At 59.6% G+C, this 21,177-nt stretch carries 16 protein-coding genes; 5 read left to right on the forward strand and 11 right to left on the reverse strand.

Annotated elements, in window-relative coordinates:
* Positions 1-209: 209 nt before the first annotated feature.
* Complete coding sequence (locus GSQ93_RS21665; RefSeq protein ID WP_158937685.1) at positions 210-2,768, forward strand: ESPR-type extended signal peptide-containing protein; 2,559 nt, start codon at positions 210-212, stop codon at positions 2,766-2,768.
* Positions 2,769-3,322: 554 nt separating this feature from the next.
* Positions 3,323-4,021, forward strand: a complete 699-nt coding sequence (locus tag GSQ93_RS21670) for a C40 family peptidase (protein ID WP_158937686.1) — start codon at positions 3,323-3,325, stop codon at positions 4,019-4,021.
* 83 nt (positions 4,022-4,104) lie between these two features.
* Here the strand turns inward: GSQ93_RS21670 and GSQ93_RS21675 are convergent, their stop codons facing one another.
* Positions 4,105-7,704 (reverse strand): indolepyruvate ferredoxin oxidoreductase family protein, encoded by a 3,600-nt coding sequence (locus GSQ93_RS21675; protein ID WP_158937687.1) that lies wholly within the window; start codon positions 7,702-7,704, stop codon positions 4,105-4,107.
* 607 nt (positions 7,705-8,311) lie between these two features.
* Positions 8,312-9,415 carry a 4-hydroxyphenylpyruvate dioxygenase gene (gene hppD, locus GSQ93_RS21680; RefSeq protein ID WP_158937688.1) on the reverse strand — a complete coding sequence of 368 codons (1,104 nt, stop codon included), beginning with the start codon at positions 9,413-9,415 and terminating at the stop codon, positions 8,312-8,314.
* 157 nt (positions 9,416-9,572) lie between these two features.
* On the opposite strand from hppD, the gene GSQ93_RS21685 reads away from it, so the two are divergent.
* Positions 9,573-10,076 carry an Lrp/AsnC family transcriptional regulator gene (locus GSQ93_RS21685; protein WP_089166070.1) on the forward strand — a complete coding sequence of 168 codons (504 nt, stop codon included), beginning with the start codon at positions 9,573-9,575 and terminating at the stop codon, positions 10,074-10,076.
* Positions 10,077-10,201: 125 nt separating this feature from the next.
* Here the strand turns inward: GSQ93_RS21685 and GSQ93_RS21690 are convergent, their stop codons facing one another.
* The 8 genes from GSQ93_RS21690 to paaA all read right to left on the reverse strand — a co-directional run bounded on the left by GSQ93_RS21690 (position 10,202) and on the right by paaA (position 16,434).
* Complete coding sequence (locus tag GSQ93_RS21690; RefSeq protein WP_158937720.1) at positions 10,202-10,867, reverse strand: GNAT family N-acetyltransferase; 666 nt, start codon at positions 10,865-10,867, stop codon at positions 10,202-10,204.
* A gap of 226 nt (positions 10,868-11,093) precedes the next feature.
* Positions 11,094-11,699: a TetR/AcrR family transcriptional regulator gene (locus GSQ93_RS21695; protein ID WP_158937689.1), complete on the reverse strand. Its 606-nt coding sequence runs from the start codon at positions 11,697-11,699 to the stop codon at positions 11,094-11,096.
* Between the two features lie 35 nt (positions 11,700-11,734).
* Positions 11,735-12,550 (reverse strand): DUF1835 domain-containing protein, encoded by an 816-nt coding sequence (locus tag GSQ93_RS21700; RefSeq protein ID WP_158937690.1) that lies wholly within the window; start codon positions 12,548-12,550, stop codon positions 11,735-11,737.
* 135 nt (positions 12,551-12,685) lie between these two features.
* On the reverse strand, positions 12,686-13,774 hold the full coding sequence (gene paaE / locus GSQ93_RS21705) for a 1,2-phenylacetyl-CoA epoxidase subunit PaaE (RefSeq protein ID WP_158937691.1): 1,089 nt from the start codon (positions 13,772-13,774) through the stop codon (positions 12,686-12,688).
* A gap of 8 nt (positions 13,775-13,782) precedes the next feature.
* On the reverse strand, positions 13,783-14,310 hold the full coding sequence (paaD, locus tag GSQ93_RS21710; protein ID WP_158937692.1) for a 1,2-phenylacetyl-CoA epoxidase subunit PaaD: 528 nt from the start codon (positions 14,308-14,310) through the stop codon (positions 13,783-13,785).
* 8 nt (positions 14,311-14,318) lie between these two features.
* Positions 14,319-15,119 carry a 1,2-phenylacetyl-CoA epoxidase subunit PaaC gene (gene paaC / locus GSQ93_RS21715; protein ID WP_158937693.1) on the reverse strand — a complete coding sequence of 267 codons (801 nt, stop codon included), beginning with the start codon at positions 15,117-15,119 and terminating at the stop codon, positions 14,319-14,321.
* A gap of 16 nt (positions 15,120-15,135) precedes the next feature.
* The gene (paaB, locus tag GSQ93_RS21720; RefSeq protein ID WP_158937694.1) at positions 15,136-15,420 is read right to left on the reverse strand and encodes a 1,2-phenylacetyl-CoA epoxidase subunit PaaB; all 285 of its coding nucleotides are present in this window, start codon (positions 15,418-15,420) and stop codon (positions 15,136-15,138) included.
* Between the two features lie 15 nt (positions 15,421-15,435).
* Positions 15,436-16,434 (reverse strand): 1,2-phenylacetyl-CoA epoxidase subunit PaaA, encoded by a 999-nt coding sequence (paaA, locus tag GSQ93_RS21725; protein ID WP_158937695.1) that lies wholly within the window; start codon positions 16,432-16,434, stop codon positions 15,436-15,438.
* A gap of 322 nt (positions 16,435-16,756) precedes the next feature.
* On the opposite strand from paaA, the gene GSQ93_RS21730 reads away from it, so the two are divergent.
* A complete protein-coding gene (locus tag GSQ93_RS21730) occupies positions 16,757-18,019 on the forward strand; it encodes a TIGR03862 family flavoprotein (protein ID WP_158937696.1) in 1,263 nt (420 codons plus the stop codon).
* Between the two features lie 33 nt (positions 18,020-18,052).
* Here the strand turns inward: GSQ93_RS21730 and GSQ93_RS21735 are convergent, their stop codons facing one another.
* Positions 18,053-19,255, reverse strand: coding sequence for a class I SAM-dependent methyltransferase (locus GSQ93_RS21735; protein WP_158937697.1), 1,203 nt, complete (start codon positions 19,253-19,255; stop codon positions 18,053-18,055).
* 384 nt (positions 19,256-19,639) lie between these two features.
* Between GSQ93_RS21735 and GSQ93_RS21740 the strand changes: the two genes are divergently transcribed.
* Positions 19,640-20,917, forward strand: a complete 1,278-nt coding sequence (locus tag GSQ93_RS21740; RefSeq protein ID WP_158937698.1) for an SGNH/GDSL hydrolase family protein — start codon at positions 19,640-19,642, stop codon at positions 20,915-20,917.
* Positions 20,918-21,177 lie beyond the last annotated feature (260 nt).

The raw sequence follows: 21,177 nt of genomic DNA on the forward strand, positions 1-21,177 counted from the left end.
GCTAACGACGCTTGATGAATCTTTAAAGAGATAGAAAGGGTGTGGCGCATACAACGGCACCTTTCTTATTAGGACAAATCTGATTCGAATGTCAAGTTGTGCTGAGTAGAGTCGCGGATCGTTTCACTTTCCTGTTCGTAAAGACAAGTCGTTTCGTAGATTTGTTTCGCGTCAGACACATTCCGCACAACTCTTGGCAGGTATTCAGTATGAACAAGGTCTTTAAATCAGTTTGGAGCGAAGCTCTCGGTGCTTGGGTTGCTGCATCGGAATTGTGTCGCGGGCGCGGGAAGGGCGGCGGGAAGGTGGCGCGGGCGGTGGCAGCGGTAGCGCTGGTCCTCGCTGCCGGCGGGGTCATGGCATCGACTACCAGTGGCAATGGGGCCACGACAGTGGGTCCTGCCGACAACGCGTTAGGAGACGGATCGTACGCCAACGGCGCTGCGGGTGCCAGCACGGACGCGGTAAACGGATCGCAGCTCTACGCAACGAACCAAAGCGTGGCTCAGAACGCAACGGCGATTGCTGCAAATACAAGTGACATCGTGACGAACGCTTCAGCCATTGCCGCGAACACGAGCGACATTGCGACCAACGCTTCGGCCATTGCCGCGAACACGGGTGACATTGCGACCAACGCTTCGGCCGTCGCCGCGAACACGAACGACATTGCGACCAACACGTCGGCCATCGCTACAAACACGAGCGATATCAGCTCGATCAACACGCAGGTTGGTTCGCTGAACACGCAAATCGCCGATGCGGTGAAATACGATAGCGCCGAGCACGACTCAATTTCGCTCGGCGGCACGAGTGGAACGAAGATCACGAACGTGGCGGCAGGCGATGTTTCATCGGCTACCAGCACGGACGCGGTAAACGGCTCGCAGCTCTACGCAACGAACCAAAGCGTGGCTCAAAACACGTCGGCGATTGCTGCTAACACGAGCAACATCGCCCAAAACACGAGCGATATCGCGACGAACGTAACGGCCATCGCGCAAAACACCAGCGATATCGGCACGCTGAACACGCAAATGGCCGACGCCGTGAAATACGATGACGCGTCACACGCCTCGATGACCCTCACCGGCACGGCCGGTACGGTTATCAAGAACGTCGCTGCCGGACAAATGACGGCTGACAGCACGGAAGCCGTGATCGGTTCGCAATTGTTCGCCGTGCAACAAAGCGTCGGCGAGCAGGGCGCGATTCTCGCCGACTCGGTTCGCTACGACTCAAGCAGTCACGACAAGATCACGCTCGGCGATCCGACGGCAGGACCGGTCGCGCTGACGAACGTCAAGGCCGGCGATGTATCGGCGAGTAGCCTGGACGCAGTGAACGGTTCGCAGTTGTACTCGGTCACGGAAAACGTCACGCAAAACACCGCGGATATCGCCAGCCTCAACACGTCGATGAACGATTTGAACAACGGCACGTCCGGGCTCGTTCGCCAGGATGCGGACACCCTGGCGCTCAGCGTCGGCGCGAATACGGGCGGCAGCGTATTCAGCTTCGCCGGGCTGGATGGCGCTCGCGTCCTCACCGGCGTGGCGAACGGTGCGGTGAACAGCGCTAGTGTGGATGCGGTCAATGGCTCGCAATTGTTCCATTCATCGACAAGCGTTGCCGCGGCATTGGGTGGCGGCGCAGGCGTCGACGCAAACGGCGGCGTCACGGCGCCCTCGTACACGGTCGACGGCAAACAGGTCAGCGATGTCGGTTCAGCCGTCAGCAACCTCGATGGACGCGTCACGCAAAATAGCGCGGACATCGCAGGCATGAAAGGCGATCTCGCCGATGTATCGAAGACGGCTGCGAACGCAGTGGCCTACGATTCCACCGATCACAGCAAGGTCACGCTCGGCGGAACCGATGCAAGTGCCGCCGTGCAGTTGACCAACGTAGCGGACGGGGATCTTTCGGCGACCAGCACGGATGCAGTCAACGGCAGCCAACTTGGCGCGACCAACGCACGCGTCTCGGCAGTCGAAACCGCAATCACGAACTTCGAGAGCTCGGGTTTTGCAGGATCGACAGGGTCAGCCACAGGAGACGGGGCAGCGGCAATCGGAACAAATGCGGACGCTTCTGGCGCCAGCTCAATGGCGGCAGGATCGAACTCGACGGCATCGGGAAACGACTCCACGGCAATGGGCGGCAACGCCACAGCCTCTGGCGATAACTCGACCGCAGCCGGCGCTAATGCGACAGCCTCCGGCGATGCATCGGCGGCATTCGGTGGAAACGCCGCGGCTTCGGGAAGCAACGCTGTCGCGATCGGTGGAAACTCGCAAGCGTCGGGAAGCGGTTCGGTTGCATTCGGTGGAAACAGCAGCGCGACGGCTGATAACTCGGTCGCGTTGGGCGCGAATTCGGTCGCCGATGAAGCGAACACGGTGTCTGTCGGATCGGCTGGCAACGAGCGCCGCGTGACCAACGTAGCGCCAGGCGTGAATGGTACTGACGCGACAAACGTGAACCAGTTGAACGCCTTGCGTGATGATGTGAGCACGAGCATGACGTCGCTAAGACGAGCTGCACTGGGTGGCGTTGCTGCAGCCATGGCAATGCCGAACCTGATGCCGAGCTCACCTGGCAAGACGGTAGTCGGTGCGGGCGTGGCCAACTACAAGGGCTACAACGCGTTTGCTGCCGGTGCGACGTATCGATCGGAAAACAGCAAATGGCTGGTGAACGGGGCGGTATCGGTTACGCCGAATGGTGACGCAGGCGTGCGTGCTCAAGCGGGCTACGAGTTTTAAACCCCGCTGTTCCACGAAGTAAGAGGGGCGATCCGAATTTTGGATCGCCCTTTTTTGACGTCACGGTGTTCGCTTGAGTTGAACAGACCATATCCCTCATTCAATGATTTCTTTGGGAGTGCGCCTATGAGGATTCTCATAACCTCCCAATAAAATACAAATAGAGGAAAGCTTAGGCGGCGTCACTGCTGGCCAGGCGTTTGTAAGAGGTGCGGTTCCGAAATATGTTGAATCCGCCGTAGTTTTTAAAATCAATCAATATATTAGGAATACGTATAAATCATGAAAAGGAAATATAAATCGGTATTGAACGAGGTCTCCACCAAGCGTGAAGTAATTAGTCAAAAACCAGCGGACGGTTACAAGCTTTTTGAACGGAAACGTGGCATTCCTTTAGCGGCTCCGTCGAAGACTGCACAAGCAACAAATCTTCGATTGTGGTCGTTGTCATGAGGCGGACTGAAATGAAAAACGATCTGTCTCATGGTGTGCGTCGACAATCGCCAGGCATACATGTCAGAAACGGATTGCGGAAAACGCATTCGGCCCAGTTAATGACCGTGGTCGGCGGATTGATCGTCGCCGCAGCATCGGCGCCTGTATCGGCATCGACGGCGGATTTGGCGAGCTTGTTGGCGCAGCGACCGGTCTTTGCGTCGGTTCCGGCAACGGCACTGTCGCCGTCGCAGTCACTCGCGCGGGCACGGTCGCTATCACTATCACCGGCACTGGAGCTCGCGAGCAATAGACATATCGCGGCGGGCGCGGTTGAAGTCAGGGAGCCGGTTTCTCTCGATGGCGATGCGTTACTTTATGATCCTGCCCGAAATCAGGAATCTGCCACCCAGGAACAGGACATAGCCGGGACTGCGCCCAGTGCCAGACTGTCGGGGGTTCTGGAAAAGGCCGAGACGATGATTGGCGTTCCTTACGTGTGGGGTGGCAATACACCGGCGCAGGGACTGGATTGCAGCGGCTTCGTGCGCTACGTCTACGCGAAGGCAGCGGGAATTTTATTGCCGAGAGTTTCAGCGCAAATCAGCCGTCAAGGCGTGGCGGTGGCGCAAAGCGACTTGCATCCCGGTGACCTCGTGTTCTTTAATACAACTCGCGGTACAGCAACGCACGTTGGCATTTACGTCGGTGAGAATCAGTTTATTCACGCACCGAAGAAAGGTGCGTTCGTTCGCATCGAATCGATGAAAAGCGCCTATTGGACTCATCGATATTACGGTGCGCGCCGAGTCGCGTAAGCGTTGAATCCAGGAACCTTGGAAGACAAAACGCCCGATGTTGCTATCGGGCGTTTTGTTTTGTCGTGCGTTGCGCTAAGAACTTAGGCTACTTGTCGCGTCTCACCACCTGCCGGCGTACGCCACTTCGCGAGCAGCGCATTCCACTTTATACGCGCCGCATTCACGTTGTTGTCCTTCACGTGACCGTAACCGCGCATTGAATCGGGCAGGTTCGCCAGTTCTATTGCCAGCGGCAACTTCTCCGCTGTCAATCCACCAATCAACTCCTTCACCAGCGCGTCGTAATCCGCGATCAGCGCCCGTTCCATCTTCCGTTCTTCAGTCTTGCCGAAGATATCGAACGATGTTCCGCGCAGGAACTTCATCTTCGCCAAAACCTTCATGGCGGACAAGACCCACGGGCCGTACTGCTTCTTGATCAGATGACCGTGCGCGTCCTTCTTCGAGAGCATGGGCGGCGCAAGGTGAAACTTCACTTTCCACTCGCCTTCGAAGCTGCCCTTCAACCGCTCCACGAACGCCGGATCGGCGTAAAGGCGCGCGACTTCATACTCGTCCTTGTACGCCATCAGCTTGTGCAGGTTCTTCGCGACAGCTTCGGTCAACGCGTACTGACCGTCGCCTAAACCGAGCGCCGCTTCCGCCTTACGCACTTCGGTCACGAGCCGGGCGTAACGTGCCGCGTACGCTTCGTTCTGGTAATCGGAGAGATAAGCGATGCGCTTTTCGATCAACGTGTCCAGCGCCTTCGGCGTATGCAGCGCGATGATCTTGCTGCCCCCTTCCGATCCTGACGATATCCCGCCACGACCTTGTGCCTTGACCAGCCGGTTCACGCTGTCCAGATCGTGAGCTGCGTGGCGACCCCATTCGAACGCAGCGAGATTCTTTTCGACTTGCACTGCATTCAATTCGATAGCGCGAACCAACGATTCATGCCGCAACGGCACCCAGCCGCGTTGCCACGCAAAACCGAGCACGAACGGATTGGTGTAAATGGCGTCGCCGAGGAGCGCGACAGCGAAGCGATTTGCATCGACGAGTGCAACGTGTTCGCCCGCGGCCGTGCGGATATCGGCTTCCGCGCTCGCGCCGGGAAAGCGCCAATTGGGATTCTTGATGAATTCGGCAGTCGGCGTTTCAGCGCTGTTGACCACCACGCGTGTATGGCCCGGTTGCATGCGCGAGCCGCATTCGTCGCTGGCGGTGACGATCGGATCGCAACCGATCACCAGATCCGCTTCGCCCATCGCGATGCGGGTGGCGTGGATATCGCCGGGATGCGTGGCGATTTGCACATGGCTCATCACCGCGCCGCCTTTTTGCGCGAGACCGGTGACATCGAGCACGGTCACGCCCTTTTGTTCCAAGTGCGAGGCCATGCCGAGCAATGCGCCAATGGTCACAACGCCCGTGCCGCCTACGCCTGTGACCAGCACGCCGTACGGCCGATCGATCAACGGTAGTTCGGGCGTGGGCAAGGGCGGCATTGCATCGCCGGAAATACTCGATACCTTCGGCTTCTTCAACTGTCCGCCTTCAACCGTGACGAAGCTCGGGCAGAAACCGTTCACGCACGAGTAGTCCTTGTTGCAGGTCGACTGGTTGATCTGGCGTTTCGTGCCGTATTCAGTGTCGAGTGGTTCGACCGACAGGCAGTTCGATTTCACCGAGCAATCGCCGCAGCCTTCGCACACGGCTTCATTGATGACCACGCGCTTCGCCGGATCGGGGTACGCGCCGCGTTTCCTGCGCCGGCGTTTTTCCGTCGCGCACGTCTGGTCGTAAATTAGGATCGTGGTGCCGGTGATCTCACGTAGCGCGCGCTGAACTTCATCGAGCTTGTCGCGATGAAATACATCGATACCCGGCGCCAGTCCCACGTTTGCCTGATATTTCTCGGGTTCATCGGTGACGATCACGATCTTCGTCGCGCCTTCGGCCGCCAGTTGATGCGTGATTTGCGGCACGGTGAGCACGCCGTCTACGGGCTGGCCGCCGGTCATCGCGACAGCGTCGTTGTAGAGGATCTTGTACGTGATGTTCGTCTTCGACGCGATCGCCGCGCGGATCGCGAGCAGCCCCGAGTGGAAGTACGTGCCGTCGCCCAGATTGGCGAACACGTGTTTGTCGTGGGTGAACGGCGCCTGGCCGATCCACGCGACGCCTTCGCCGCCCATCTGGCTGAACGTACTCGTGCTGCGGTCCATCCAGACGGTCATGTAGTGGCAACCGATGCCGGCCAACGCGCGCGATCCTTCCGGCACGTTCGTCGATGTATTGTGCGGACAGCCCGAGCAGAACCAGGGCTTGCGCTCGGCTTCAACACGGGGCCGCGCCAGCGCTCTTTCCTTCGCTTCGATCACCGCGATACGCGTGGCGATGCGGGCGCGGACATCGGCGGGAAGATCGAACTTGTCGAGCCGCGTGGCAATCGCCTTCGCGATGATCGCCGGCGACAATTCGTAGTGGGCCGGCAAAAGCCAGTTGCCCATCGGCACGGACCATTCGCCGCCCGCGCCATCCTTCTCGTCAAACTTGCCGAAAACACGTGGTCGTTGCGCATCGGGCCAGTTATAGAGCTCTTCCTTGATCGCGTACTCCAGGATCTGACGCTTTTCTTCAACGACCAGAATCTCTTGCAGCCCATGCGCGAACGCGTGCGCACCTTGCGCTTCAAGCGGCCACACGCAACCGACCTTGTACAAACGAATGCCGATGCGCCCGCAGGTTTCATCGTCGAGACCGAGATCGCTCAGCGCCTGACGCACATCGAGATAAGCCTTGCCCGCCGTCATGATGCCGAAGCGCGCATTCGGCGATTCAATCTCGATTCTGTCCAGCTTGTTCGCGCGCACGTAGGCGAGCGCCGCGTACCACTTGTAGTCGAGCAACCGCGCTTCCTGAACCAGCGGCGGATCAGGCCAGCGGATGTTGAGACCGCCATCGGGCATTGCGAAATCAGTGGGCAGAACGATTTGCGTACGATGCGGATCGATATCAACCGAAGCCGATGATTCCACTACGTCGGTCACGCATTTCATCGCGACCCAGAGGCCGGAGTAACGGCTCATCGCCCAGCCATGCAGGCCGAAGTCCAGATATTCCTGCACATTCGATGGAAACAGCACCGGTAGCCCGCACGCCTTGAAGATGTGTTCGGACTGGTGCGCGAGCGTGGAGGATTTGGCGGCGTGATCGTCACCGGCGAGCACTAGAACGCCGCCATGCTGCGATGAGCCCGCCGAATTGCCATGCTTGAACACATCGCCGGTTCTGTCGACGCCCGGCCCTTTGCCGTACCACATCGAGAACACGCCGTCGTATTTGGCGCTGGGATAAAGATTGACCTGCTGCGAGCCCCACACGGCGGTGGCCGCGAGGTCTTCATTCACGCCGGGCTGGAACACGACCTGATGCGAAGCGAGATGTTTCTTCGCTTTCCACAGATGTTGATCGAGTGCGCCGAGCGGAGAACCGCGATAGCCGGAAATGAAGCCGGCGGTGTTCAGCCCCGCGGCGTGATCGCGTTGTTGTTGCAGCATCGGCAGCCGAACCAGCGCCTGTATGCCGCTCATGTACGCGCGACCGCGTTCCAGGGTGTATTTGTCGTCGAGAGTGACGGAATTCAGCGCGGCTTCTAGGGAAGCTTTTTGTTCCGCGTCAAGAGGGGCATTCATTGTGGGGTCTCTCCGCCAACGTTTGGGATCACCAAAGCACTTTAGGGCCTTGGCGTCTTGTGGACGCGTCGGCCGGGATTCTGAGTGTGCCCGTTTTGACTTTTTTTCAGCACTGGTAAAAACCCGCTGAAAAGTAATTTCAACATTGCACCGATGTTACGACGTGTAAAAACGGCCGGATTTGGATGTCATTCGATGTCATCGGGGAACCGCACGCGCCGAGGGGTTTCAAACCCGCGATCGATGCACATTCGTGTCGGCTTTGCCGGCGGGACGAGCACGATTGCTGGACACACCGATGCACGCAGTTGAAGGAGAAAGCAGTGAAACAACGATACATCCAAAGTTTTTTGATGGTTTCCGCAGCATTTTTTGCGATGAACGCGCCCGTTCGCGTTGGCACCCCGGCTGGATCGGAGGTAACAATCTCCGGCAGACCGCGAATGACGCAGGTTCGGGTTGAACAGGTTTCGAATAAACAGACGGCGCAAAACAAGGACGACGCTGACGCCTGAGGGTTTGGATGCGCGAGGAACAGTTCGCGCAAATGAACAAAAAATGCCGGGGATCTTTGAATCGCCGGCATTTTTTATTCGCACCACACCTTTTAGCTGGCGCTCGTGTCCTTCACTACGCCACGCCGTATCTGGTCGAGTTCAATCGATTCGAACAGCGCCTTGAAGTTGCCTTCACCGAACCCCTGATTGCCCTTGCGCTGAATGATCTCGAAGAAGATCGGGCCAATCTGGTTTTCCGTAAAGATTTGCAGCAGGATTTCGTCCCGCTCGCCGTCGATCAGGATCTTGCGTTTGCGCAGTTCCGCCACCGATTCGCCATGATTCGGCACGCGCCGGTCGACGAGTTCGTAATACGTATCGATGGTGTCGAGCAGCGCGATTTTGGCGCCGCGCAAATTGTCGACGATGCTGCAGATATCGTCGCTGCCGAGCGCAATATGCTGGATGCCTTCGCCGTGATAAGCGTCCAGATATTCTTGGATTTGGCCAGACGTATCCGAGCCTTCCTCGTTGATCGGGATGCGGATCTTGCCGCACGGCGAACTCATCGCTTTCGACTTGACCGCGGTCACCTTGCCTTCAATATCGAAGTAACGCGCCTCGCGGAAATTGAACAAGCGCTCGTAGAACTCGGCCCATTCGATCATCCGTCCGCGATGAACGTTGTGCGTTAAATGGTCGATATACGTCAAGCCGTGGCCGACCGGATTTTGCTCGGCGCCGGGAATGGGTTCGAAGTCGACGTCGTAGATGCTGATGTCGCCGATGCTGCCCTGCTCCGCGCCATTCTTGCCGCGCCAGCGGTCCACGAAATAAATCAGCGAATCGCCAATGCCCTTGATGGCAGGAATGTTCAGTTCCATCGGGCCGGTCTTGTTGTCGAAGCCCCAGGCGCCGAGATCGAGCGCGCGTTTGTACGCCTTGCCCGCATCGGCGACACGGAATGCAATCGCGCAAATCGACGGGCCGTGCAAACGCGCAAACCGCTGCGCGAAGGAATCAGGCTCGGCGTTGACCAGAAAGTTGATCTCGCCCTGTCTATAAAGCGTCACCTTCTTGTGACGATGGCGGGCAATCGCGGTGAACCCCATTTGCTCGAACAATTGCCCGAGCGCCACGGGATCCGGCGCCGTGTATTCGATGAATTCAAAACCATCCGTGCCAACGGGATTGTCCCAAGTCGTTGCCTGCATGCTTTGTCTCCTGAACCGTGAGGATGATTCGATGATTAATCGGCGGTTATTGGGACAAAGTTTATCGACGGAAGCGCGGTGGATACTTGCGAATTAAATCGCGTATTACTACGATGGCGCATGTTCATGCCGTCGATACGGCTATTGAGGGCAGAAAATGGCTCAAGTCGAACTCGATGCCATCGATCGGAAAATTCTCGCCATTCTTCAGGTCAACGGGCGGCTGTCGAACCAGGATATCGCCGATCAGGTGAACCTCTCGCCAAGTCCCTGCTTGCGGCGCATCCGTCGGCTGGAGGAAGAGGGCGTGATCCGCGGTTATGTCGCGCTGCTGGAGCCGCGTCTGCTCGGACTCGGGCTGCTCGCGTACGTGAACGTGCGGCTGGAAAAACGCGGCGGGACGCCGGTATCTGCGGGGATGAAAAACCCGCCGACGCACGCCGACCGCTTTCGCGAAGCCGTTCGCGCGTGGCCGGAAGTCGTGGCCTGTGACGCCATGACCGGCGATATGGATTATTTGCTGCGCGTCCAGGTGGAAGACATGGAGCACTTTTCGCGCTTCATGCAGGACGAGTTGCTGCACCATCCATCAGTGATCGACGTTAAAAGCAGCTTCTCGCTGGAGCGCTTCAAGGAAACGACGGCGCTTCCCATTCGATAAGTCCCCGGCTGCGCCGCGTAATCGATCCAAAACCTGCAGACGCAAAAAAGGCGGCTTTCGCCGCCTTTCGTGCTTTTGCGCATGCTTGCTGATGTGTGCCTGGGAATCAGAACTCGAGGTCCCGATCAGGCCGCGTCGGCAGTAGGCATGAACGCCTGAAACATTTGCGATGCCCGGCGCGCCTGGCGCTTCACCGCGTAATCGAAGACCGCTGCCTGTTCCTGCAACATCTCCGTGAGAATGCTGCCTTGGTCGGCGGGCGTGAGCGACAGATAAGCGTCGGCTTCGCCATACGCATACTCGATCTTCATGCCCGACTTCTTCGCAATGTGCATCATGGTCGAGTTGCGTGACAAACAATGCATGTAGAGCATTGAAACATGCGTGTTGCGGCTGCGGATGGCGGCGCGCTCGAACAAGCGGCTACCCACGCCTCTGCCACGCGCGCTTTCCAGCACCGACACACCGAACTCCGCCGTGCGCTTGTCGCCTTCAGCCGGCAGATAAGCCAAGTGGCCGACGCCAACCACGTTCAACTGTTCGTCGAACACGCCGAACACCGTATCGCGCGAAAAATCGATATTCGCGACGTAGTTCTCGATCACACGATCCGGCACGATCTGGCCGAAACGCAGGAGGCGATCGTCTTCGTCGAGAGCGAGGAAGTGTTTGAGCAGACGCTCGCGATCGCTCGAGGACAACTCACGGACGAGAACGGGCGAACGACCGGCAGCCGGTTGCGAACGATCGGCTGCTGCGAAGATCGATGCAGTGTTGCGGTTGAAAGGCATGTTCACGATGGTGGCTCCTTGATTCGTCGCGCGACATAGTGCGTCGCAAAACGGATTTTAGCCGAACCACGGTGGGAGTACTAGGGAAAACCCGTAATACGCTATGGAGTATCCAGTCTAACTTTCAAGTATTATGAATATGTTTTGTTTATAAACAAAGACTTGGATGATGTTGCGTGAATCAGACGGCTGTGCGGCGACGAAATGACGCATCGCACCATTTCGCTCAATTGTCGCCGTTCATTCCGTGCTCGATCACGCCCACAACCTGTTCCGCGAACTCTCGGTAACCCAGCTTCCCGTCCGGTTTGAGCCACGTGAAGGTCCAGTTGATCATGCCGAACACCATCATGGTGAGCGCGGTCTGGTTCTCCTTCGTCGCACGCTTCGGATACGCGCGCGCAAGTTGCCGGGCGAACGCCGCGACAATGCCGCGTTGGCGCTCCAGCACGATTTCACGCTGCGTATCTTCAAGATATTTGACGTCGTTAAGCAACGCAACGTGCCGGCTATGGGACGTTTCGTACTCTGCAAGGAACGCGCGAATCAGCTCGGCGAACGCCTCGCGCTCCGTCAATCCGCGCCGTTGGCTTGCTCCCTCCACTTCCGCAATGATCAGCATCAACCGCTTTGTGTAGCGGTCGAGCAGGTCGAAAAGGATGGCTTCCTTGCTGGCGTAGTAGTGATAGAGCCGCGCTTTGGAGGTTCCGCTGGCCGCAGCGAGATCGGCCATCGACGTGCTCGGGTAGCTGGTCTGCGCAAATTTGGCTGCGGCGAGTTCGAGAATCTGCTCGCGTTGCGTGTCGTGGTCAGGCGCTCTTGTACGGGCCATTGAGTCTCGGAGAATTGCTGGGTCGATCGGGGATTCTAATGCGTGGCGCGACGAAGTTTGGCCTCGGCTATCTTGGCGAGATCGCCGCGAATCTCCAGTTTGCCCGCCGCAACAAGTTCGCGACAGCGCCAGAACGCGATGGAATCGCTGACCAGAAAGCCGAAGCTCGTGCCCATCACCTGGCCGGTGAGCCGGCGCGCTTCCTGCCAGCCGTCGCTGGCTATCTGGAGGATGGTTTCATCGACGTCGGAATAGGTGCCGGAAATAAACGTGTTGTCACGCCATCGGCGAGTCTCGCTGTTGATCTGCTTCACCTCCTGCCATTCCAGCGCAAGGCGGCTGATGCGCAGCACCGAAATGGGTGCGGCCGTCGGCAGCTTGGCGCCCAGTTCGGCCACCGTGAACATGCCGACCGCCGTCGCGTCGTCTTCACGGCCGCGGCGCTGCTGCGTGCCGTCGCTCGCGGTGACAAGGGGCAGGTCTTCGTGGGTGAGCTTGGCTTCGTTCAAGCGCTGCGGCGCGTTGCGCAGCGTGTAGGCCACTCGTCGCAATGTGAGCTGATCACTGGCGCTCTGGCCGTGCCAGACCACGACCTGTCCGTTGTCTTGCGCGAGATCGCGCAGGAGCGCGTCCTGTTCCTTGAGCTTCGATATAAAGTCGAACTTCTGTTCGTTCAGCACCTGCTGCCAGAACAGCGCCCGGGTTTCCGGGTTGTCGTCTATGCCTCTTAGCTGGCCGACCGCAAGGTCGTCCTTCAGTGGGATGACGCGTTCGTCGCGGGCTGCTGTTTGCAGGGCTTCGCGCAGAATATCGGCGGCGTGATCGCCGTTGGTAACGTGAATGGTGCTCATCAGTAACGGTGACCGCAAACGTAAGTAGGCTGCCCGCGCGCGGCGAGTGCGGCGACGAGGCGCGGCACACCGCATTCGGAACGGGCGGCCCCTAGTGTAAGCGAATCGAATCAGCCCAATCCGCCAACACAGCGCTCAACGTTCGTCATAGCTCACAACTACGCGATCCGAAATCGGGTGGCACTGGCAAGTCAGCACAAAGCCCGCGTCAATCTCATGCTGCTCCAGCGTGTAGTTCTTCTCCATGCGCACTTCGCCTTCCAGCACCTTCGCGCGGCACGTGCAGCACACGCCTCCCTTGCACGCATAGGGCAGCGCAAGCCCGGCTTTCAGCCCGACGTCGAGCACGCTCACGCCCTGATACGGCAGACGCAACTTGCGCTTTTTCCCATCGATGATCAGTTCCAGATCCGCTGCCGGGGTGTCGTCGGTGATTTCGATTGCCGGCACACCGGCTTGCGGCAGCGGCGTGCCGAACCGCTCGACGTGGACCTGCTTCGGCGATACGCCTGCGCTTTTCAGCGCGGCTTCGGCGGCGTCCATCATCGGGCCGGGACCGCAAATGAAGGCTTCATCGATTTCATCGGCGGGAACGAGCGCTTCTAGAAATGCCGCGCACTTTTCCTGGTTCAGCACGCCGTTGAACAACTCGACATCCTGCAAATCGTCCGATAACACGTGATACAGCGAGAACCGGCTCATGAAGCGGTTCTTCAGGTCTTCCAGCTCCTCGGCAAACATGATCGCGTCGACGCTGCGATTGCCGTAGATGAGCGTGAAACGACTCGTCGGCTCGGATTCCAGCGTCGTCTTGACGATCGCGAGCACCGGCGTGATGCCCGAACCGCCCGAGAACGCCACGTAGTGCTTCACGTGATCGGCGTTCAGGTGCGTGAAAAAGCGGCCATCAGGCGTCATGACTTCAATTTCGTGACCGGGCTTCAGCGTATCGAAAGCGAAGTTTGAGAAGCGGCCGCCCCGCACGCGCTTGATGCCAATCCGCAATTCGCCGTCGCGGTCGTAATCGGTCACGCCGACGCAAATAGAATATGAGCGCCGCGTTTCCTCACCGTCGATATGCGTCTTCAACGTGACGAACTGGCCTTGCGTGAAACGGAATGCGTCGCGCAGGGTGTCGGGGACATCGAAGGAAACCGTGACGGCGTCGGCGGTTTCGGGACGGACATCGCGGATGCGCAGCGAGTGGAATTGCGGAGTCGCCATGGTCATTTTCAGTACGGTTTGAAGTAGTCGAACGGCTCGCGGCAATCCATGCAGCGATACAGCGCCTTGCATGCCGTCGAGCCGAATTGGGCAAGGCGTTCGGTATGCGATGAACCGCAGCGGGGGCACGCGGGTTTATCCACGACGCGTGGCACGAAGCGGATTGGCCGTTCTTGCGGCGCGTGTTCGTTTGAACCGCAATTGCCCATTGGCGGGGCGATGCCGTACTGCCTGAGCTTGTCGCGCGCTGCGTCGGTCATCCAGTCGGTGGTCCACGCCGGCGCCAGAACTGTCTCGATACGATGCTTCGTGAAGCCCGCGCCGTTCAATGCTGCACCAATGTCTTCGGCGATCTGGTACATCGCCGGGCAGCCCGAATACGTGGGCGTGATGACGATTTCCAATGTGTCGTCGGCGGCGCGGCGGACATCGCGGAGAATGCCCAACTCACGGATGGATACCACCGGAATTTCCGGATCGGGCACGGCGTCCAGCACTTCCCATACGCGATCGAGCGAAGCTTCGGCGGTGGTCATCGTCGCGTTCACCACGTGGCGCCTGGATGCTGCCGCGCGATACTCTGCAATTCCGCAAGCAGGAAACCCATGTGCTCGGAATGCTCGCCCAACTTGCCGGTGGTCACGTGTTTGGCATCGACGGGCTTTTGCAGCGTGGCTTGCGCAAGCGTCGCGTCCACGTCTTCACGCCACGCGGTTTCCAGATCCGCGGTGAGCGGACCGATACCTGCATCGGCGATGCTCGTTTCCACGTCATCGGTACTGAAGAACTCGCGCGTGTACGGCATCAGGTAGTCCACCGCGGCCTGAGCCCGACGATGCGATTCGTCGGTGCCATCGCCGAAACGCAGCAGCCAGTCGCTGGCGTGATTCAGGTGATAACGCGTTTCCTTGATCGACTTCGACGCGATTGCGGCAAGTTGCGCGTCGGTCGATTGCGTGAGCGCTGTCCACAGATGCGCCATCAGCGTCGAATAAAGGAAATTGCGCACGACTGTCACTGCGTAGTCCCGATCTGAACGCGCCGTGCCCGATAACGGACCCGCGTGCGGCAACTCCGTCAGCGTGTAATTGCGAAAATCACGTTCGTTGCGGAAATACGCGTAGTCATCTTCGGTTTTCTTCGTGCCGTAAAGTTCGGCATCGAGCGTGGCCGCGTGCGAGTAAAGCAATCTCGCCTGGCCAATCAGATCAAGGCTGATATTGGCCAGCGCGATATCTTCCTCGAGCACCGGGCCGTGGCCGCACCACTCGCCGTTGCGCTGACCGAGGATCAGGGCGTTATCGGCGAGGCGCAGCACGTAGGACAGATGTTGGGGCGTCGTCATGGGCTTGACCCTTCAATCACATGTGGTTGATTTCGTCGGGCAGCACGAAGAACGTCGGGTGACGGTAGATCTTGTCGCCAGCGGGCTCGAAGAACTCGGCTTTATCGGCGGGATCGGAGGCTGTGATTGCTGCCGACGGCACAACCCAAATGCTCACGCCTTCCTGGCGCCGCGTGTAGACATCGCGTGCCATGCGCAGCGCTCCCGGTGCGTCCGGCGCATGCAGGCTGCCGCAATGCTTGTGGTCAAGGCCCTGCTTGCTGCGCACGAACACTTCCCAGATCGGCCATTCGTTGTTCATTTTTTGCTCCTTACTTTATGCAGCTTGCTTTTGGGCGCGCGCGGCTTGTTTTGCGGCATAGGCGAGGGCGGCATCGCGAACCCAAAGGCCGTCATCGTGCGCTTTGACTCGCGTGGCGAGGCGTTCCTTGTTGCACGGGCCGTCGCCGTTCACGACGCGCCAGAATTCTTCCCAGTCAATCTCGCCGTAGTCGTGCGCCTGGCGTTCTTCGTTCCACTTCAGGTCGGGATCGGGCAGCGTCACGCCGAGAATCTTGGCTTGCTCGACGGTGGCATCGACGAATTTTTGGCGCAAATCATCATTCGATATCCGCTTGATGCCCCATTTGAACGACTGGCCGCTGTGGATGGAATCCTTGTCGCTCGGACCGAACATCATCAGCACCGGCCACCACCAGCGGTCAACCGCTTGCTGAACCATTTCCTTTTGCGCAGCGGTGCCCTTCATCATGGAAAGCAGGGCGTCGAAACCTTGCCGTTGATGGAACGACTCTTCCTTGCAGATGCGGATCATGGCGCGCGCATACGGGCCGTACGTGCAGCGGCAGAGCGGAATCTGGTTCATGATCGCCGCGCCGTCCACCAGCCAGCCGATCACGCCGACATCCGCCCACGTGGGCGTCGGGTAATTGAAAATGCTCGAATATTTGGCTTTGCCAGCGTGCAGGGCATCGACGAGCTGGTCTCGCGACACGCCCATGGTTTCTGCCGCGCTATATAGATAGAGGCCGTGGCCGCCTTCGTCCTGCACCTTCGCGAGCAGGATCGCCTTGCGCTTCAGGCTCGGCGCGCGCGAAATCCAGTTGCCCTCGGGCAACATGCCGACAATTTCTGAATGTGCGTGCTGCGAGATCTGGCGGACCAGCGTCTTGCGGTAAGCCTCGGGCATCCAGTCCTGAGGCTCGATCTTGCCGTCGACGGCCATCACGGCGTCAAAACGGCTGAGTTCCGGCGATGTGGACGCCGGATCGATGGACTGCACGTTGCCGGGGATATCGAGGGACTGCGTGTACATGACGATCGCTCGCTCTAGGAAGTCACTGTGCTGCAATTATAAGCCGACCGTCCGGTCGGTTAATAGTTATTTTTTTGAGATGGGCGGGATGAGGGCAGAGCAGCGGTGTTCCCTATCCTGAATAGCGTGACTTTGACGCGGTAGTATCTGAACGGCCTAATGTTCAGACACCCGCTTCAAACACCCGCCTGTAATTTTCCCCAAGAGCATTCAGCGGGAGACGTGGCTTACTCAGTCGGCCTCGGCACTAGCCCGGGAAGGGTCGCGGTTCCCCGACGCCGAATGCGACAATGCGGCTTCGCTTTCAACCGTCTTCCCCCGCATGCCGTCATCGCCCTCCTCCTCAGAAATTCGTCGCGCGCGCGTTGCCGTTATCGGCGGCGGCCCTGCTGGCTTGATGGCCGCGGAAGCGCTGGCGGCGGGTGGCGTAGAAGTGGATCTATATGACGCCATGCCGTCGGTCGGCCGCAAATTCCTCATGGCCGGCAAGGGCGGCATGAATCTCACGCATTCGGAACCTGCCGAACTATTCCTGTCGCGTTATGCGGAGCGCCGGGCGCAAATTGAACCGTTGCTGCGTCGTTTCGATACCACCGCGTTACGCGCATGGGTTCACGGATTGGGCGTGGAAACTTTCGTTGGCAGTTCGGGCCGCGTATTTCCGACCGACATGAAAGCCGCGCCGATGCTGCGAGCCTGGTTGCATCGGCTACGCGGGTCGGGCGTACGGTTCCATATGCGGCATAAGTGGCTTGGCTGGGGTGATGAAGCTTTACCCCTTTTGCGGTTCGCTACGCCGGAGGGCGAGCGCTCGGTCGAAGCTGACGCCGTTGTCCTCGCGCTGGGCGGCGCAAGCTGGCCGCGACTTGGGTCGGACGCCGCGTGGATTCCGCATCTGGAAGCGCGGGACGTGGGCGTGTCGCCGTTCAAGCCGTCCAACTGTGGTTTCGATATCGACTGGAGCGAGCATTTCAGCAGTCGTTTTGCAGGCGAACCGCTGAAAGCCGTGGCGATCGGTTTGCCGCGAGAGGAGGGTGGTATCGACTGGCGCACGGGCGAGTGTTTGCTGACATCGACAGGTATTGAAGGCAGTCTGATCTACGCGATGTCGGCGCGTATCCGCGATCGCCTGGCCGCCGGCGATGGCACGTTTTTCCTCGATCTATTGCCGGCTCTGACGCCGCAGCGTGTTCACGATGAAGTGACGCATCCACGCGGCGCTCGGTCCATGTCGAGCCATTTGCAGAGTCGTCTGAACCTGACGGGCGTGAAGGCGGGTTTGCTGCGAGAGGTGTTGAGCCGCGAAGATTTCGCCGATACAGAACGCCTTGCACAACGTATCAAGGCGTTGCCGTTGACCGTGACGCGCCCAAGGCCGATCGCCGAGGCGATCAGCAGTGCGGGCGGCGTGCGGTTCGAGTCGCTCGATTCGCACCTGATGCTCGAGGCGCTGCCCGGCGTTTTCTGCGCGGGCGAGATGCTGGATTGGGAAGCGCCGACGGGCGGTTATCTGCTCACGGCGTGTTTCGCGAGCGGTTTGGTGGCGGGCGAGGCGGCGCTGGCTTATGTGCAGCAGCGGGCGTGAACCGGGTTCAAACGCCCGCGTGAAACTACAAGCTCAGGCCGGAACGAGGCGCCACAACGACGTAATCTCGGCCGAACGCGCGTGATAAAGCGGATCGGTTTTATCTGCGGCGCGGGGGTGTTGCGGACGAATATCCATCCGGCCGTCCGTCTTCAATCCGGCGCGGTCGACCCACTCCTGGAATTCCGCACGCGTTCGCAAACCAAGATGTTCCGCTATATCGGAAAGAATCAGCCAGCCTTCGCCGCCCGGCGTCAGATGCGCAGCAAGGCCATCGAGAAATCCGCGCAACATGCGGCTTTCCGGATCGTAGATCGCGTGTTCAATCGCCGAACTGGGCCGGGCCGGCAGCCACGGCGGATTGCAGACAATCAACGGCGCACGGCCTTCCGGGAACAGGTCGGCCTCAATCACCTTTACTTGTTGGTCATATCCCAATAATTCGATATTTTCGCGTGCGCACGCCAGCGCCCGGGCATCGATTTCCGTCGCAATCACCCGCTTCACGCCACGCTGGGCCAGCAAGACAGCGAGCACGCCCGTGCCGGTGCCGATATCGAAAGCCAGTTCCTTCGATGGCAACGGCTGATCCGCGATCAGCTTGATGTACTCGCCGCGCACCGGCGAAAACACGCCGTAGTAGGGATGAATCCGAGCGCCGAGCGCCTCGACGTCCACGCCCTTTTTGCGCCACTCGTGCGCGCCGACCAGCCCCAGCACTTCCCGCAGCGACACAACCGACTCACCAGCTGCCGCGCCGTAAGCCTCTTCACACGCCTCCTTCACAACCGGCGCACGGCGCAGCGGAATGGCGTATTCGGCGTCCAGCGGCAACAGCAGCATGCCGAGCGTGCGCGCCCGCTGCGACTGGGCGAGCCGATGCAAATTGAACGCTTCTGCAGGGGCGGGCGGCGCGGCCGGCGGTGCATCGGGGGCCGCGCTGCGTTCCTTCGCTTTGGCTTTGGCGGACTTTTTCGGCCGCGTTTCGATGCGTCGGGCAACCGCCTGCAACAATTGGCGTGCATTTTGGAAATCGCCGCGCCAGAGAATGGCCGTGCCTTCGCAAGCTAGCCGATAGGCGGAGTCGGCGGTCATCTGGTCATCGCCGATCACTACGCGTTTGGGCGGCGCGATTCCGCTTTCCGAGTGCCAGAGCGCCGAACGGTTCTCGCCTTTTTCCTCCCATTGGATCTGGGAGGGTGCGGCGCTGGTGCTGGGAGAAGTTTTGGAATGCATGCTGAATAAGTACCGGACAAAGTGAGAACCGCGAGGCGGAATGCCGACATTCTGAGGGCTTTTCACAAAATGGTCCGATTTTCGACGACAAAAGACGTCTGGTAGACACGTTTGGGAATTGCGCCACGGGATTTCAACCGGCGCGAAAGCAGGTCCGTTTGCACATTTAGCGTCGGATGAACGCAGGCGCTAATTCGATTCCGGTACGCGGAGTTCCCCGTCTCCGGGTCTCCGAACGACGCCGCGGCTCTTTGTCCTGAAAGCCATGCCACAAGGCCGAGCCAAACCGCACATCTGCCGCCGCGAATCATCCGCTGAACTGTAAGCGCCTGGTTTGCCTGTTCAGGCACAATCGTTTTTTCCCTCAAAAACACCCGTTCCCCGATGAACCTTCGCGCCCTTTCCGCCGTTGCCGCCGCGACGCTGCTTGCTTCCTTGCTGTCATCCACCTGCGCTCTCGCCGACGACGCACCGGCCGAACACTGGGTCAGCGCCTGGGGCACGGCGTTGCAGGCCATTCCGCAGCGGACGGATTTGCCGGCGCTGTATCGCGCGCCTGAGATTGGCGGCCGGACGGTTCGGCAGATTGTGTATCCCGCCATCGACGGCCGCCACGTTCGGCTGCGCTTCAGCAATGTGTACGGCACGGCGCCGCTGGTGATCGAGGGCGTACAAGTAGCGCGCGCCGTGTCCGGCGGCGCGGCGGCGATCCGAGCGGGCACTAGCCGTCCTGTGACGTTCGCGGGCAAGGCGAGCGTGACCATCGCGCCGGGTGGCCAGATGGACAGCGACCCGATTACCTTCGATGTCGCCGCCCACCAGCCGCTCGCCGTCAGCACCTATATGGGAGCGGGTCAAAAAATGGCCGCGTGGCATAGGGTGGCGAACCAGACGAATTACGTATCGACGCCAGGCAACCATTCCTCCGATACCGACGCCGCCGCGTTTCGCACCCGCTTCACGCAATTTGTATGGCTGACAAGCGTTTCCGTCGACGCAACGCCTGCGCGGGCGCTGGTAGCAATCGGAGACTCCATTACCGATGGCATGCGCTCGACGCCGAACGCGAACCGTCGCTGGCCCGACGCATTGGGGCGCCGGCTGACGCAAAAGGGCATCGACAGCACCGCGGTCGTCAATGCGGGAATCAGCGGCAATCGCTTGCTGAGCGGGTCACCGTGCTACGGCGATGCGCTTTTGACGCGATTCGACCGCGACGCGCTGCGCCAACCCGGGGTCCGCACGGTGATCCTGATGATCGGCATCAACGATATCAATTTCCCCGCGATGCCCCCCCACGCCGGCCTGGATTGCGACGATCCCCATACGCCCGTGACCGCCGATTCGCTGTTGCGCGGGTATCAACGGCTGATTGCGCAGGCGCACCAGCGCGGGGTCCGGATCTACGGCGCGACCTTGACGCCGGCCTCGCTGCCTCCGGAACGTGAGGCGATCAGGACGGCAGTGAATGACTCGATCCGCTCAAGCCATGCATTCGATGGCGTGATTGACTTCGACCAGGCACTCCGCGACCCGGCCCATCCGGATCGTCTCCAGCGACGCTATGACAGCGGCGACCATATCCATCCTAGCGACGCGGGTTATGCGGCCATGTCGGAAGCCGTTCCCATCGACGAAATGGGGCTGGCGAAGGGTCGTTGAACGGTTGTTCGGACTTTCCCGAAAATAGTTTGAAGATGTCCTTGCCATAGTGGGTGCCATCGCCTATTATTCGTCTCCTCGTTTCGCAACGAGGGCCGCTAAAGAAACAGGTGGCCTCCAAAGTCGGTAAGTTTGAAAGCAAACGCTCACAAACTTGTTGACAAGGAGAAAAAGATTCTTCATAATCTCGTTTCTGTGCTGCAGATGCAGCGACGCGAAAGCGGCAGGGTTCTGAGGGTTGGGACTGTGCGGCGGGTAGC

Source organism: Burkholderia sp. S171 (genome assembly GCF_009766085.1).
Lineage (GTDB): Bacteria > Pseudomonadota > Gammaproteobacteria > Burkholderiales > Burkholderiaceae > Caballeronia.